11 protein-coding genes are annotated in these 12,910 nt (G+C 66.8%); 4 read left to right on the top strand and 7 right to left on the bottom strand.

Annotated features, from left to right (window positions below; all coding sequences use genetic code 11):
* Positions 1-43: 43 nt before the first annotated feature.
* The 3 genes from M1E17_RS02905 to M1E17_RS02895 all read left to right on the top strand — a co-directional run bounded on the left by M1E17_RS02905 (position 44) and on the right by M1E17_RS02895 (position 2,489).
* Positions 44-1,006: a DMT family transporter gene (locus M1E17_RS02905; RefSeq protein ID WP_457965340.1), complete on the top strand. Its 963-nt coding sequence runs from the start codon at positions 44-46 to the stop codon at positions 1,004-1,006.
* A gap of 68 nt (positions 1,007-1,074) precedes the next feature.
* Positions 1,075-1,503, top strand: coding sequence for a metallopeptidase family protein (locus M1E17_RS02900; protein WP_457965339.1), 429 nt, complete (start codon positions 1,075-1,077; stop codon positions 1,501-1,503).
* 65 nt (positions 1,504-1,568) lie between these two features.
* Positions 1,569-2,489 (top strand): cation diffusion facilitator family transporter, encoded by a 921-nt coding sequence (locus M1E17_RS02895; RefSeq protein WP_457965338.1) that lies wholly within the window; start codon positions 1,569-1,571, stop codon positions 2,487-2,489.
* A gap of 57 nt (positions 2,490-2,546) precedes the next feature.
* Here the strand turns inward: M1E17_RS02895 and M1E17_RS02890 are convergent, their stop codons facing one another.
* The 3 genes from M1E17_RS02890 to M1E17_RS02880 are packed head-to-tail and all read right to left on the bottom strand — an operon-like array spanning position 2,547 to position 4,904.
* Entirely contained in the window at positions 2,547-3,110 is a 564-nt protein-coding gene (locus tag M1E17_RS02890; RefSeq protein WP_457965337.1) for a hypothetical protein, read from the bottom strand.
* Positions 3,107-4,033 carry a DUF692 domain-containing protein gene (locus tag M1E17_RS02885; protein WP_457965335.1) on the bottom strand — a complete coding sequence of 309 codons (927 nt, stop codon included), beginning with the start codon at positions 4,031-4,033 and terminating at the stop codon, positions 3,107-3,109. Before M1E17_RS02885 ends, M1E17_RS02890 begins: the two co-directional genes overlap by 4 nt.
* Positions 4,002-4,904 carry a TIGR04222 domain-containing membrane protein gene (locus M1E17_RS02880; protein WP_457965334.1) on the bottom strand — a complete coding sequence of 301 codons (903 nt, stop codon included), beginning with the start codon at positions 4,902-4,904 and terminating at the stop codon, positions 4,002-4,004. Before M1E17_RS02880 ends, M1E17_RS02885 begins: the two co-directional genes overlap by 32 nt.
* A 278-nt stretch (positions 4,905-5,182) precedes the next feature.
* On the opposite strand from M1E17_RS02880, the gene M1E17_RS02875 reads away from it, so the two are divergent.
* Complete coding sequence (locus M1E17_RS02875) at positions 5,183-6,616, top strand: NlpC/P60 family protein (RefSeq protein WP_457965333.1); 1,434 nt, start codon at positions 5,183-5,185, stop codon at positions 6,614-6,616.
* 43 nt (positions 6,617-6,659) lie between these two features.
* Here M1E17_RS02875 and M1E17_RS02870 read toward each other — a convergent pair whose 3' ends face one another.
* The 4 genes from M1E17_RS02870 to M1E17_RS02855 all read right to left on the bottom strand — a co-directional run bounded on the left by M1E17_RS02870 (position 6,660) and on the right by M1E17_RS02855 (position 12,888).
* Positions 6,660-7,544: an ABC transporter permease gene (locus M1E17_RS02870; RefSeq protein WP_457965332.1), complete on the bottom strand. Its 885-nt coding sequence runs from the start codon at positions 7,542-7,544 to the stop codon at positions 6,660-6,662.
* Positions 7,545-7,563: 19 nt separating this feature from the next.
* Positions 7,564-8,583 carry an ABC transporter ATP-binding protein gene (locus tag M1E17_RS02865; protein ID WP_457965331.1) on the bottom strand — a complete coding sequence of 340 codons (1,020 nt, stop codon included), beginning with the start codon at positions 8,581-8,583 and terminating at the stop codon, positions 7,564-7,566.
* Entirely contained in the window at positions 8,580-9,905 is a 1,326-nt protein-coding gene (locus M1E17_RS02860) for a hypothetical protein (RefSeq protein WP_457965329.1), read from the bottom strand. The genes M1E17_RS02865 and M1E17_RS02860 overlap by 4 nt, the downstream gene beginning before the upstream one ends.
* 109 nt (positions 9,906-10,014) lie before the next feature.
* Complete coding sequence (locus M1E17_RS02855; RefSeq protein ID WP_457965328.1) at positions 10,015-12,888, bottom strand: PEP/pyruvate-binding domain-containing protein; 2,874 nt, start codon at positions 12,886-12,888, stop codon at positions 10,015-10,017.
* Positions 12,889-12,910: the final 22 nt, after the last annotated feature.

Genomic DNA, 12,910 nt, shown 5'->3' with positions numbered 1-12,910 from the left:
TTTCCGCCAGCTGTCCGCGTCGGCGCAGCGCTAGATTGACAGCATGGCTTCCACCCGAACACGCACTCCACGGTCCTCGGCCCCCCTCCCTGCAGGCAACCCGGTCAACGCTCTTGGCGTGGCGGCCGTCGTGGTAACTGTGGTCCTCTGGGCATCAGCTTTTGTGGGTATCCGGGCCATCGGCCCCGACTTTTCCCCTGGCCCCCTGACGCTGGGCAGGCTGGCGGTTGCCGCCATCGTGCTTGGTGTCCTGGTGCTTCCACAGCTGCTGAAGAGCCGGGTCCTGCCGCAGGGCGGGGAATGGTGGCCCATCGTGGCCTATGGCGTGATGTGGTTCGGCGGCTACAACGTTGCGCTGAACGCCGCCGAACACCTCCTGGACGCCGGGACAAGTGCCATGCTGATCAACGTCTCCCCCATCCTCATCGCCGTTCTGGCAGGATTTTTCCTCAAGGAAGGCTTCCCCCGCTGGCTGATTATTGGCAGCCTGGTGGCCTTCGGTGGAGTGGCGCTGATCGCGCTCGGATCAGGCGCAGCTCCCGGGGCGGGGCAAAGTTCGACGTCGTATGTTGCCGGCGTGCTGCTCTGCCTCCTTGCCGCTGTTCTCGCCTCCGTCAGCGTGATCATCCAGAAGCCCGTGCTGCGGAAGTTCCCGGCGGGCCAGGCCACCTGGTTTGGGATCGTGATGGGCGCCCTGTGCTGCCTGCCCTTCACCGGGCAACTGGTGTCCGAGCTCCAGGCGGCCCCGCTGCCGGCAACATTGGGGCTTGTGTATCTGGGTGTTTTCCCCACTGCGATCGCCTTCACCACCTGGGCCTACGCGTTGTCCTTGATCGACGCCGGAAAAATGGCCGCCACCACGTACCTGGTGCCGGGCGCAACCATCCTGATCTCGTGGCTGGTACTCAGCGAGATCCCCACCATCTGGGGCCTGGTGGGAGGCGTGGTCTGCCTGGTGGGCGTTGGCCTCACCCGGCGCAGATCCCGCACACCCTCCGTGTCCTGACTGCGGCCGCCTGTTTTCCTGGGACCTCGGCGGCAGGGAAGTTCCGGCTTTCCCGCTAAAGTCAGAATATGCCCGCCAACCTGCCGCCCGGACTCCCCATCGTTCCGGATGGTCCACCGGATTCCGGACCTTTTGACATGTCCGACGACGAGTTCGAATCCGCCGTCAGCGATGCCCTCAACCGGATTCCCGCCAAGATTGCGAGCGCCATGAACAACGTGGCGGTCTTCATCGAGGACGACTACGTGCCCCGGCCCGGCGAAGATCCGGACACCGTCCTGCTCGGACTCTACGAGGGCGTGCCGCTGACTGAACGTGACTCGTGGTGGGACGCGGGTTCGCTCCCGGACCGCATCACCATCTTCCGCCAACCCATCCTGGAGATCTGCGGATCCCGTGACGAGGTGATCGAAGAGGTGGCCGTGACGGTGGTTCATGAGATCGCGCACCACTTCGGCATTGGTGACGAACGGCTGCACGAGCTGGGCTGGGACTAACCTGAGCGGGCCAGTCCCCGCTTACCTCACGGTGAGCCGGCCCATCTGGGACTAGCCTTAGAGGCATGGGACACGACCACAGCCATACGCATGGGATCACGGCCACGGGCCGGCACCGCAAGCGCCTTGTAGCCGTTTTGGCCATCACACTGGCTGTGGTCCTGGTCCAGGTGGCAGGGGCGGCGCTCTCCGGCTCCCTGGCCCTCCTGGCTGACGCAGGCCACATGCTGTCCGACGCCGCGGGCGTGACCATAGCCCTCCTGGCGTCGTGGATTGCGGGCCGTCCTGCCAGCGACCTGAGAACGTACGGCTATCAGCGGGCCGAGGTCCTGGCGGCGCTGGCCAACGCCCTGATCCTGATCGTGATCTCAGTGATCATCTTTACCGAGGCAATCCGGCGTTTCGGATCTGCTCCCGAAGTACAAACAGACATTATGCTGGGGGCTGCCATCCTGGGAGCGGTGGCAAATCTGGTGTCCCTGCTGATCCTGCGGGGTGCCCACCAGGACAGCCTGAACGTCCGGGGAGCCTACCTCGAAGTCCTGGGCGACCTGCTGGGATCCTTGGCTGTCATCGTGGCCGCAGTGGTGATCCTGACCACGGGTTACCACGCCGCTGACACCATTGCCTCCGTACTCATTGCCCTGATGATCCTGCCGCGGGCCTGGAGCCTGCTCCGCGATGTGGTGGATGTCCTGCTCGAAGCGAGCCCCAAGGGCGTGGAGGTTCAGATGATCCGCGAGCACATCCTGTCCGTTGAGGGAGTGGTGGACGTTCACGACATCCACATCTGGACCATCACCTCAGGGGTACCGGTGTTCTCCGCCCACGTGGTTCTTGAGGATGGGGTGCTCACTGCCCGCGGCGCCGACCAGGTGCTGGACAAACTCATCACCTGCCTTGGCTCCCACTTCGACACCGAGCACTGCACGTTCCAGCTTGAGCCTGCCAGCCACCTTGAACACGAGGCGCACCAGCACGCCTAACCAGCTGAGCCGATGGCCTGAACATCACCGTCAGCGCTTCACCTCAGCGCTTTACAGTCAGCGTGGGCCTCGCAGCCACACCCAGCGGCGATGGCTTCCGGCCACCCACCACGTCTTGCCGTCAACGCGGGCACGGCGCAGCCCCGCCCACCGCGCCGGGATCCGCTGACCCTCAGGCCCCGGACTTGTCCCGATCCGCAGCATGAGTACCTCCCGGGTGGCGTCGCCGGGCAGCCTGCCGATGCCCTCCAGGAAGCCGATCAGCCTCACCCCGTCGGCGTAATAGCCAGGTTCGGGACCTTCGCCCGGATGATTGGCACAGTGCCAGCTGCCAAACAACTCCATCAAGCCGGGGTTTGCCCGGATCGCAGCCGCCAGGGCTGGAAAGTGGTAGCCAATACCGCCTAGCCTCTTGCGTTCCAGGCCACGCCGGACCGCCGCCACCTGCAGCGGGTCGAAGCCTTCCGGCACCGGCCCATTCGCCACCAGTGCCTCAACCAGCTCCCGCTGGCTGGCGGCAAGGCGCCAACGCGCAGCGGCGAGTCCCGGCTCGCCAGCACTGTCCCGGCTTCCGGAGTCCCCGCCATCCGGATCCGTGGGCCAGCCTGTTCCTGCACTCATTCGGGGCGTTGCCCTGCCGTTGCATCGGGCGTGACACGTGGCAGGCCGGCGGCGTCGGCGATGGCGTCCAGCTCGGCAAAAAATACCGGTTCCGGAGGGAACTTGCCGTCACGTTCAAGCATCAGCGGCACGGGTCCTGTCGATTTAAGGAGTTCGCCCGCGAGTTCCAGGACCTCCCGCGGGACCGGGTCCTGATGGGTGTCGTGGTAGAGACCGTCCATCACCGTTCCTCCCGCGATGTGGCAGTAGGCGATGCGCTCAAGCGGGAACTCAAGCAGCGCCGCAAGCGGGTCGCGGCCATGGTTCACTGCATTGGCATAGACATTGGCGACGTCGAGCACCAGCAAAGCGTCTGTCCGTTCCAGCAGCTCGGTCAGGAACTGGCCCTCTGTCATGGTGTTGTCCGGCCACTCGGCCAGCGCCGCGATGGGTTCCAGAGCCAGCGGAACCTCCAGCCCGTGCACAGCCTGCCGGGTGTTGGCCGTCAGCACCAACAGCGAGTCACGGCTCCGTGGCACCGGAAGCAGATGGCCGGCCTCAAGCATGTCCGCATGCGGGGAACCCGGCGGGGCAGAACTCCCGGCCCGCACGAACGCAATGTGTTCGCTGACCAGGGGCGCCCGGATTGCCTCCCCCACCCGGCGCAAATGCGCCAGGCGGGACTGGTCCACCTCTGCGGCCGAGCCCAGGGAGAGTGAGATTCCATGCGCGACGGCGATGCTGCCGCCGTCGACCAGCTGCTGGAGGTCTGGAGGGACGTCTATGCCGGAACCGTGATCATGCAGGTTCTCGGCCACAACCTCAACGAAGGACAGGCCGTTCAGGCGGCCAATGGACTCCGCCAGGCTGGAACGCCAACCGATGCCCAGGCCCGGCTGAAGCACGCCTGCCTCAACCACCACAACCGCCGCCGCCGCACCCACCGCCGCTGCTGCACGAGGAGCTTCCGGACGAGGAGGAGGACGCGGAGGATGAGCCGGAATCGCCGTAGTACATTCCACCCCCGGCGGCTGTGCCTGCGGCGGGGATCCCCATGGCCGAGGCATAGGCCGGCGCCGCAATCCATAACCCGGCTGTGCCAAAGAGCACCGCCCCAAGTGCCACCCGGGCGGGACGAACTCCGTGGTAGCCTGCTTTCCTGCCGGGCCGGAGGTCCTGGTTCTCGCGCCGTAGTTCGCGCAGCGCCTTGATTCCTGGATGGGTGATGGTGGGGACCTTGACGGCCAGCATAAACAGCAGGACAACGCCCGCAATGACGGCACCCATCAGATACGCGGTGTCCCTGCCGTTGATCATCCCCGCGACGATCCGGGCAACACCCAGCGCCAGGAACCCGATGGCAACCCATTTCAGGACCCGCAGAAAACCCATAACCCCGCGGCTGCGCAGCAGTCCCCGCCCGGCAAGCTGTTGGTGCCGGGACTTGAGCTGGAACGAAACAGCCGGATCCAGCAGGCACTCCCTGACGGAGGCAGTGGAATTCAGCACGGGTCCGGCAACCGCCTGCAGCAAAGGGTCCAGCCGGTTGGCTCGAAGGAACTCCGCTTCCTCGCCATGGCGCCCTGCCTTGTGATCCGTCCATACCCAGTGGCTGATTGCCACGGCGTGGAACGGGCCGCCGCTAAGGTAGGCCAGATCAAGCGGCACGAGGGTATGGGGGTCAACCTTTGGCCGAAGGGGTATCAGACCGCCGGTGAACAGCCGGACCAGAACAATAGTGGCAGCCAGCAACAGACCGATGCCGAGATACCACCCAAGAAAATCCGCGCCCTCAATGCCCCACGTCGGCTCCACTAGCTCCCCCTGTCAGTGTTGTCGTTCCCTTATGTTACGGGGCCCGAAGGGAGTTCCGTTATGGGCTGTCCTGCCCATATACGCGCCTCAAATGTGGCCGACACGCCGAGATAAATAACCAGCAATTCGACCTTCAGTTGTTAATGTTATTGATGTGACAGTTGTTGCCAAAGTGCATCCTGTCACGTAGCCGCGGACTGCTGGCGATGAGCAGCGGGGCACCTTTGTGCCGCATCCAGGCCTCGATCCCCAGCCTTACTGTGCTGCGAGGTTTTGACATGGGTTTGACCGCACCGGGCCGGAAGGCCGCCGTATTGTGCGCCGCCGTCGTGCTTCTGGGAACTCTCGCACTGCCAGCCCAAGCCGCTCCCCTGCCACAGGCACCCGCCGTCCAGCTTCCGACCGCGCCGGAGATTCCCAGCCCCGAGGACATCGCGGCTGCCAAAGCCAGTGAAAGCGCGACGGCGGATCAGGTGGCGGCCATCGAGCGCATCCTGTCGGACGCAGCCACAGCCCAGCAGGTCACTTTCGCGTTGTCACTGCAGGCAAATAACTCCTATGGCGACGCCTTGGTTGAGCAGCAGTCCCGGCAGTCGGCTGCTGTTGCTGCCACGGAGAGAGCCCAGGCAGCACAGCGCGAGCAGGACAAAACGCGCAAGGAGGTGGGGCAGCTTGCCGGCGATCTTTACCGCAACGGCGGCATGAACCCGGCTCTGAGCACCTTCATGGCGGGCGGGGACGTCCTGCAGCAGGCTGCCACGCTGGAAGCCCTTTCAGCCAGCCGCAGCCGCGCCTTCCAGTCAGCTGAAACTGCCGCGGCCACCTTTCAGTCACTGACTGCTGCCGCCGACGATGCCAACCGGGCGGCCGAAGATGCAGCAAGGAACGCGGAAATCCGCAAGGAGGAGGCTGAACAGGCAAACGCCGCCCAGGTGAAGGCATTGGTGGAGGCCACGGCACAGCGGGCCGTCCTGGTGGATCAGCTGGCACAGCTGAGGAACACCACGGTTGCCTTGGAATCTGCGCGCGTTCATGCCCTGGACCGGCAGCGGGATGAGGCCAGGCTGGCCGCACTGACTGCAGCAGCGGACCAGGCCGCAGCAGCAGCGGCGGCCGCCGGGCGGGCGGCTGGTCCAGTGGCTGTAGCGCCGGCACCGGCTGCTCCCGCACTGGCCGCTCCAGCACCGGCAGCTCCGGCGCCTGCGGTCCCTGGCCCCGCTGCGCCGGTTCCCGCTGCTCCGCCTCCCGCTGCTCCGGCTCCTGCAGTTCCAGCTCCCGCCGTTCCGGCAGCTCCCGCACCTGTGGTTCCTGCTCCCGTTGCACCTGCGCCGTCGCCCGGAGGCTCCAACGAGACCGCCATCTCCGTGGCCATGACCAAGGTGGGGGCACCCTACTTCTACCAATGGGGCGGGACCGGGCCGTATGGCTTTGACTGCTCCGGCCTGGTGCAGACCGCATTCTCCGCAGCCGGCAAATACCTCCCCCGTACCGCGGCGCAGCAGTATGCCTCAGCCCCGGTGCATGTACCCATCTCGCAGGCCCAGCGAGGTGACCTGTTGGTGTGGGGCTCGGCGCCGAACTTCTATCACGTGGCGATTTACCTGGGAAACGGCCAGGTGGTGCAGGCCCTGAATCCGGACGAAGGAATCGCCATGACCCAGCTCAGCCGGATGGCTGGCATGCAGCTCTATCCCTACGCCGCCCGCTACTAGCCCTTACCAGCGGGTTGCAGCCGCAGTGGCCGGAGCGGTCCCCTCAGGAGAGCACATCCTTGGTGACGAACCTCCCGTAGGCCAGCGCACCGAACACGGCCACGTAACCGGCCTGCAGCAAGGCGTTGCTGGCGAACGAATCCCACAGCACAGGCTCCCGCAGGAGATCTCCGAAGCCAAACCAGTAGTGGCTGAAAAGCCAGGGGTGCAGCCACTCGAGCTGCGGCAATTGGTCCAGGACCTGTGACACCACCGACACCACCACCGTGGCTGCCATCGCACCGACAGGGACCACCGTAAGGGTGGACAGGAACAGGCCGATCGCCGAGAGACCTGCAAGGGACACCGAGAGGTAACACGCGATCAGCACCAGCCGCAGCGCAGCTTCCGGTGGTTGGACCACGTCCCCGGACAGCAGGGTGACCGGGCCGATAGGAAACAGCGAGGCCCCGATGGCCGTTCCCGCGAGGGCTACGGTAACGGGGGCCGCGACGCAGAAGGCCAGCGCGCCGGCGTACTTCACCAGGAGCAGCCGCACCCTCCCGGCAGGAGCCACCAGCAGATAGCGCAGGGTGCCAAGGCTCGCTTCGCCGGCTATCGTGTCACCGGCAACCACCCCGATGGTGAGGGGCAGGAACAGGGGAACCGAAACCAGCATCGCCGTGACCGCCACAAAGAGCCCGTTCTGGGTGATCCGGTCAAGGAAAGCGGGCCCCCGTCCCGGCGGCACCGTGGAGGAAAGCCGGACGGCAACGGCGATCAGCACCGGTATCGCGGCCAGCGCCAGCAGCATCGCCCAGGTTCTCCGGCGGCGGAACAGCACCTTAAGTTCGGACGCCAGCAGCGACAGGCTTGATGGTGCGCCCGCCCCGCCTCGTGCGGCGCCGGGCCGGCTTCCGGCCTCAGGTCCCTGTACGTTCCCTGGCACACTGTTACCGGGAACCCTGCTACTGGGCAACGTCGAACCCCTCCCCCGTCAAGGCAACGAACCGGTCCTCCAGGCTCTCCCGCTCCACCGAAAATCCGCGGACCCTGACACCTGCCTCCACCAGACGCGCCACAACATTCTCCGGAGCGGTGCCGTTTGCCCCGGCGGCTTCTGCGGATGCGGCAGCCACGGCGGTCACCACGTCGCCGTCGGGCGCGGGCGTCCCCGTAGCCGGATTCATTCCCAGCCGGCGCAGGACATCAGAGGCTGCTCCGGCGTCGGGCGTTAGGAGGCGGATCCGTGTTTCACCGGATTGGCGCAGCTCCGCCAGCGGCCCCTGGGCCACCAGCCGCCCTGCGCTCATAATGGCCGCGTGGGTGCAGATCTGCTCCACCTCTGCCAGCAGGTGGCTGGACACGAACACGGTGGCGCCGTCGGCAGCGAGGGAGCGGACAAGGCTTCTGACCTCCCGTGTGCCTTGTGGATCCAGCCCGTTGGTGGGCTCGTCCAGGACCAGAAGTTCCCGCGGGGACAGCAAGGCGTTGGCGATCCCCAGCCGCTGCTTCATGCCCAATGAATAGGCGTGCACCCTTTTCCCGGCCGCGTGGGCCAGGCCCACCCGTTCCAGGGCATTCTGGACCCTCGCTTTCCGTGTGGCGGGCGAAGCATGCCTGCTGGCGGCGTCAAGCCTGTGAAGGTTTGCGGCACCGGACAGGAAGGGATAAAAAGCAGGGCCTTCCACGAGTGCGCCTACTCGCGGAAGGACGTCGTGGAGGCGGTTCGGCATCTCCAGTCCAAGCACGCTGACGGTACCGGCCGAGGCCGCCGCAAGGCCCAGCATCATGCGGATGGTGGTGGTCTTCCCTGACCCGTTGGGACCCAGGAACCCAAACACCGAGCCGTGCGGCACCGCCAGATCCACCGCATTTACGGCGAGTTGGTGGCCGAATCTTTTGCTCAGGCCCTTTGTCTCAATGGTCAGTCCGGACGTCCCGTTCTCCTGAACGCCGGCCGCGGCAGCGCCGCCGGGACCCGTCACGGGGCCACTGCGCCGGCGGCGGCTTGCAGCCTCTCGGACGGAACCATCCCCACGAAGACGCGTCCGTCGTCGGTGAACAGGACATTTACCAGTGCGGTGGACAGCAACCGTCCGCCGGGAACGACGACGGTGGCTTGCGCCAGCAGGGGATCATTCAGCAGTGATTCGCTCAGGGCCGGTCCCTGCCCGCCTGTGGCGGCCGGGATACCAATCACTGTCTCCCAGCCGCTGCCAGTCACGGATGGCCGGGGCATGGCCTTTCTGTCCCAGGCGGGCTTGTCTGGCGGGACCTGCCCGTCCTGAAGCTCTGGCGGAAGCTGGTCAGCAGGAAGCTGGTCCGGCGCCAGTTTGTCTGGCGGGCTCGGCGGGACGGCCGGGACGTCGCCGGGCAGCGGCGGGGCCGGCTGCGGCTCGACCTGGTCGGGCTCAACCTGGCCGGGTTCGACCGGACCAGGGGTAGCCGTGCCCGGGGATCCGGGGATGGCTGGCGTCGACGGCCAGTGTATGCCTGGGGCCGGCGGCTGGAGCTCCTTGACCGTGGCGCCCGGCGGCGGAACGAAGCTGAACCGCGAATCGTCCGGCGGCTCCAACGACAAGCTCGTAAAACCGCTCTGGAAGGCCGGCTCTGCCTGGCCCCGCGCTGTTACCGAAACCCTCAGCGGCATGCCCGTCTGGGCATCCACGGCGATGGCGGCACGGCCCACCAAGGTTCCATTGGTCCGCGGCTCCAGAACCAGGTTGTAGGCAGCGCGGCCGGCAACCTCGACGTCCGGTCCAACCGTCACTTCCGTGGAAGCATCAGCAGCGGCCAGGAGCCTGCTGGCCAACTCGTCCGGAGTGGGCGGCACCGGGGCTTCAGGAGGCGGCAGCGGCAGGTCGCTGGCCTTCGCGGGCAGCGTGAGGTGGGCGGCGGTGTTGTCCTTGGAGGAGTAGAACCAGACGTCGCTGTCCCGGCGGATCAGGTCCCGTTCAGCCAACCGGTCCACCAGCTGGATCCGCACCTTCGCCGGTCCGTCCATAAAAATGCGGGCTGTGTGTTCGCCGGTCAATAGCTCTACAGCCGAGGCTGCCCCGCCCGCGGAGGCCGGTCCAGAGGTGGGTCCTGGGGCCGGGAGTTCAGGCAGGCCAAGGTCAGAGGTCTGTTCCACTGTTCCGGAGAACGTCTTGGTGGTGTGCCCGGCCACCAGGGCAAGGACCTGCGCGGGAGTCTTTTCGGGGAGGGGGTCACCGGCCCGCGCCGGAATGGACCCCGCCAGCACACCAGCGGCAATCACAGCAGGTACTGCTGCGGCAGGCATCCACCGCAGCCAGGCACGGCTCATTTTGGCCCCGCTTCGTCCTTGCAGCCCATAGATTCAGGGTACGCCTGCCGCTGGCCGTCCACACCCCTTTTTGCCGTACCTGCCCCTGCTGACGCCGGGCCAGCGAAGGTTACTCCGGCACCACGGTCCCGGCACCGCCGTCGACCGTTATTCTCTGTCCGGTGGAGATCCGGATGGTGGCGTCAGCGGCGCCCACCACGGCGGGGATGCCGTACTCCCGCGCCACCACGGCACCGTGGGAGTTGGGGCCGCCCATCTCCATGACCAGGCCGCCGGCGGTGAGGAACAACGGGGTCCAGCCGGGATCTGTTGAAGGCGCCACCAGGATCTCGCCAGGTTCCAGATGCGCGCCGACCGGATCCAGGATGACCCGCGCTGCTGCCGTTGCCGTTCCCGCCGATGCGGGGCTGCCGGTAAGGGTTCCTGGCGCCTGCTGTGCACCAGGCGGGACCCCGGGGGCCGGCAGCGCCTCCGGTTCGGTTCCATCCGAGAGCAGCAACCGCGGCACATGGCGCCGTTCGAGCTCCCGCTCGTATGCTTGCTTCCGCACCTGGACGAGTTCGCGCAGGTCAGCGCTTCCTGGTGAAGGGCTTCCTGTTGAAGTGCTTCCCGCGCGCTGTCCTAGCCCTTCCCGCGCCTCCTCAAAATCGAGGAAAAAGACGTCCTCCGGATCTGTGACGGCCCCGGCAGCTGCCAGGGCTGCGCCCACATGATGTAGTTGCTTCCGCACTTCGGCCAGGCCCATCACGATCTGGTTTTTTGGCAGCTCGCGGAGCCCCGCGAAGAGCCGGGTCCGCCGCAGGGCGGCCTGCACCAGGGCACCGCGGAGGCGTCCGCGCTTGCGCGCCAAGGCCACGAGGCGTGCGACGTGGGCCTCTGCTTCTTCTTCCGCCTTGGCGAACTGCACATCCGGGGCCATGTCTGGGTCATTGAGGCGAAGGTAGTTGGCCAGCACTCCCAGGATGTGCGTGGGATCATCGGACCAGCGGGGCATCCCGACGTCGATCTCGGCCACGGCGCGGTGCCCGTACCGGCCCAGAAAACGTACCAGCCCCGCCTGCAGGACTGCCGGAAGCTGCCCCGCGCCGAACTGGCTGGCCAAGGCCGCCGGTTTCAGCCCTCTTACGGCAGCAGCCGATTCGGCGTCATCCCTGATGACGGTGGCGAGCCGCCACAGTTCCAGGTCCATCTCCGTGGTCACGTTGTTGGGCAGCCCGCGGAGCACCTGCTGGAGCTGGTCCCATCCGCTGTTCCCGCCGCCCAGCAGTTTTCCTGCCACTGCCAGCATGGCGAATCCCAGTGCGGGCAGCGGAAGGACGGCCGGCACAATCGTGAAAAGGCGCGTGCCAAGGAGCCGCTCTGCATGGTCCAGGCGTTCCGCCGGGGTGGCATCACGGCCAAGCTGCAGCGAGTCATTGAACTCACGGGTAAACCGGTTCAGCCGCCGCAGCGCCGCCTGCGGGCGAAACAGGGCACGGAACAGGGTTTCGGGAGCGCGGGCATGCGCCGCCGCAGGCACAAAGTGGCGCAGCAGGCCCAACGGTGTCCTGCGGGTCACGGAAAACCTGGGGTCCTCGAAGACCCGGCGCAGCAGCACCGCGGAACGGGCTTCCATCACGTCGAAGACCCGGGGGACAATCCGCCGGCCCGTGGTGCTCCGCGCCACCGTTGTCAGGTCGAAGTAGATGCGCTGGCCTGCTTCCGCGTACGGTGGTGGCCCGCGGTGGGGCTCCGGCACGTCGAATTGCGCTGCCCGCGCCACGGAAGAGGCAATAAGCCTGAAGGCCGCCAGGCCCATGGGGGTAATAGGCCGGGTGAGGCCCTGTGCCAGGCTGAAGCAGAGATAGACGCGCGCACCCGCGGCGGCAGTGGCCCGCTCCGGCGCGGGGTACAGGGTGGTGATGGGCCGTGACTGGGTCAGCCACAGCCTGCCTGTCTGCTCGATGGCCCATTCGGTGTCCTGCGGGGAACCGAAGAGCTTCTCCACACGCAGGCCAAGGGTAGCCAGCTCGGCCGCCTGCCCGTAAGTGAGGCAGGGAGCCCCGGAGTCCGGCAACTGTACGTTCTCGGTTCCGCCACCGGGCAGCGGCCTGACCATCAACCGCTTGTCCCCGACCCGACGCTCCAATACCGTTCCCTCCAGCGGATCCACCACATAGTGGTCCGGGTTAACGGCACCGGAGACCACCGCTTCCCCCAGCCCCGGGCTGGCATCGATGACCGTCTGCTGCCGCCGTCCGGTGAGCGGATCTGCCGTGAACATCACGCCAGCGGCCGCGGCGTCCACCATTTTTTGCACGACGACGGCGAGCGCCACGGATGCGGGGTCGATCCCCCTGCTGGCCCGGTAACTGACAGCCCTGTCGGTCCAGAGCGAAGCCCAGCAGTTGCGCACGGCCGTCAGGACGGCGTCGGCTCCCACGACGTTGAGGTATGTGTCCTGCTGGCCCGCAAAGCTGGCGGACGGAAGGTCTTCTGCAGTAGCCGAGGACCTGACGGCCACCGGGACGTCCTCGCCCAGCTCCTCGTAGGCCTCGGTCACTGCAGCAGCCACCTCGGCCGGAATGCGTACCCGTCCGATGATCTGCCGCGCCCTGCCGGCCAGGTCCGCCAACTCCGCCAGGCTCTCCGGGTCCGTGGACTTCAGTGCGCCGAGGACGTCGTCAAGGCCTTCCACTCCACGGGGCACGGATTCCGTGGCTGGTCCTGATTCATTGGCTGGTCCGGATTCTTTGGCCGGCGAGGGCATGGTGGCCAGCCGGTAGGCGTCGGTGGTCAGGCAGAAGCCGTCCGGGACAGGTAAGCCGCCGGCTATCAGCTCGCCGAGGTTGGCTGCCTTGCCGCCCACCAGGGGCACCAGTCCGGCGTGGATCTGCCCGAGGTCAAGAACGAGCTTTCCGTCCGGCGTTCCGCTCTCCGGCTGCCGCACTTCCCTGGTTGGTGCCTGGGAATCCCGAGGTGCTGGGCCAGTGACATCCGGCATCTGCACGCCTCCTGAAGGGAAG

The sequence above is a fragment of the Arthrobacter sp. D1-29 genome, assembly GCF_054130585.1.
The sequence above is the reverse complement of the archived record's forward strand: the minus strand, read 5'-3'. Positions and strand labels throughout refer to the sequence as shown.

Excerpts from the sequence above, each read along its gene's own strand:
- M1E17_RS02875 (WP_457965333.1), top strand. The coding sequence starts at position 5,183 with ATGGGTTTGACCGCACCGGGCCGGAAGGCCGCCGTATTGTGCGCCGCC.
- M1E17_RS02860 (WP_457965329.1), bottom strand. The coding sequence starts at position 9,905 with ATGAGCCGTGCCTGGCTGCGGTGGATGCCTGCCGCAGCAGTACCTGCT.
- M1E17_RS02905 (WP_457965340.1), top strand. The coding sequence starts at position 44 with ATGGCTTCCACCCGAACACGCACTCCACGGTCCTCGGCCCCCCTCCCT.
- M1E17_RS02895 (WP_457965338.1), top strand. The coding sequence starts at position 1,569 with ATGGGACACGACCACAGCCATACGCATGGGATCACGGCCACGGGCCGG.
- M1E17_RS02890 (WP_457965337.1), bottom strand. The coding sequence starts at position 3,110 with ATGAGTGCAGGAACAGGCTGGCCCACGGATCCGGATGGCGGGGACTCC.
- M1E17_RS02855 (WP_457965328.1), bottom strand. The coding sequence starts at position 12,888 with ATGCCGGATGTCACTGGCCCAGCACCTCGGGATTCCCAGGCACCAACC.
- M1E17_RS02900 (WP_457965339.1), top strand. The coding sequence starts at position 1,075 with ATGCCCGCCAACCTGCCGCCCGGACTCCCCATCGTTCCGGATGGTCCA.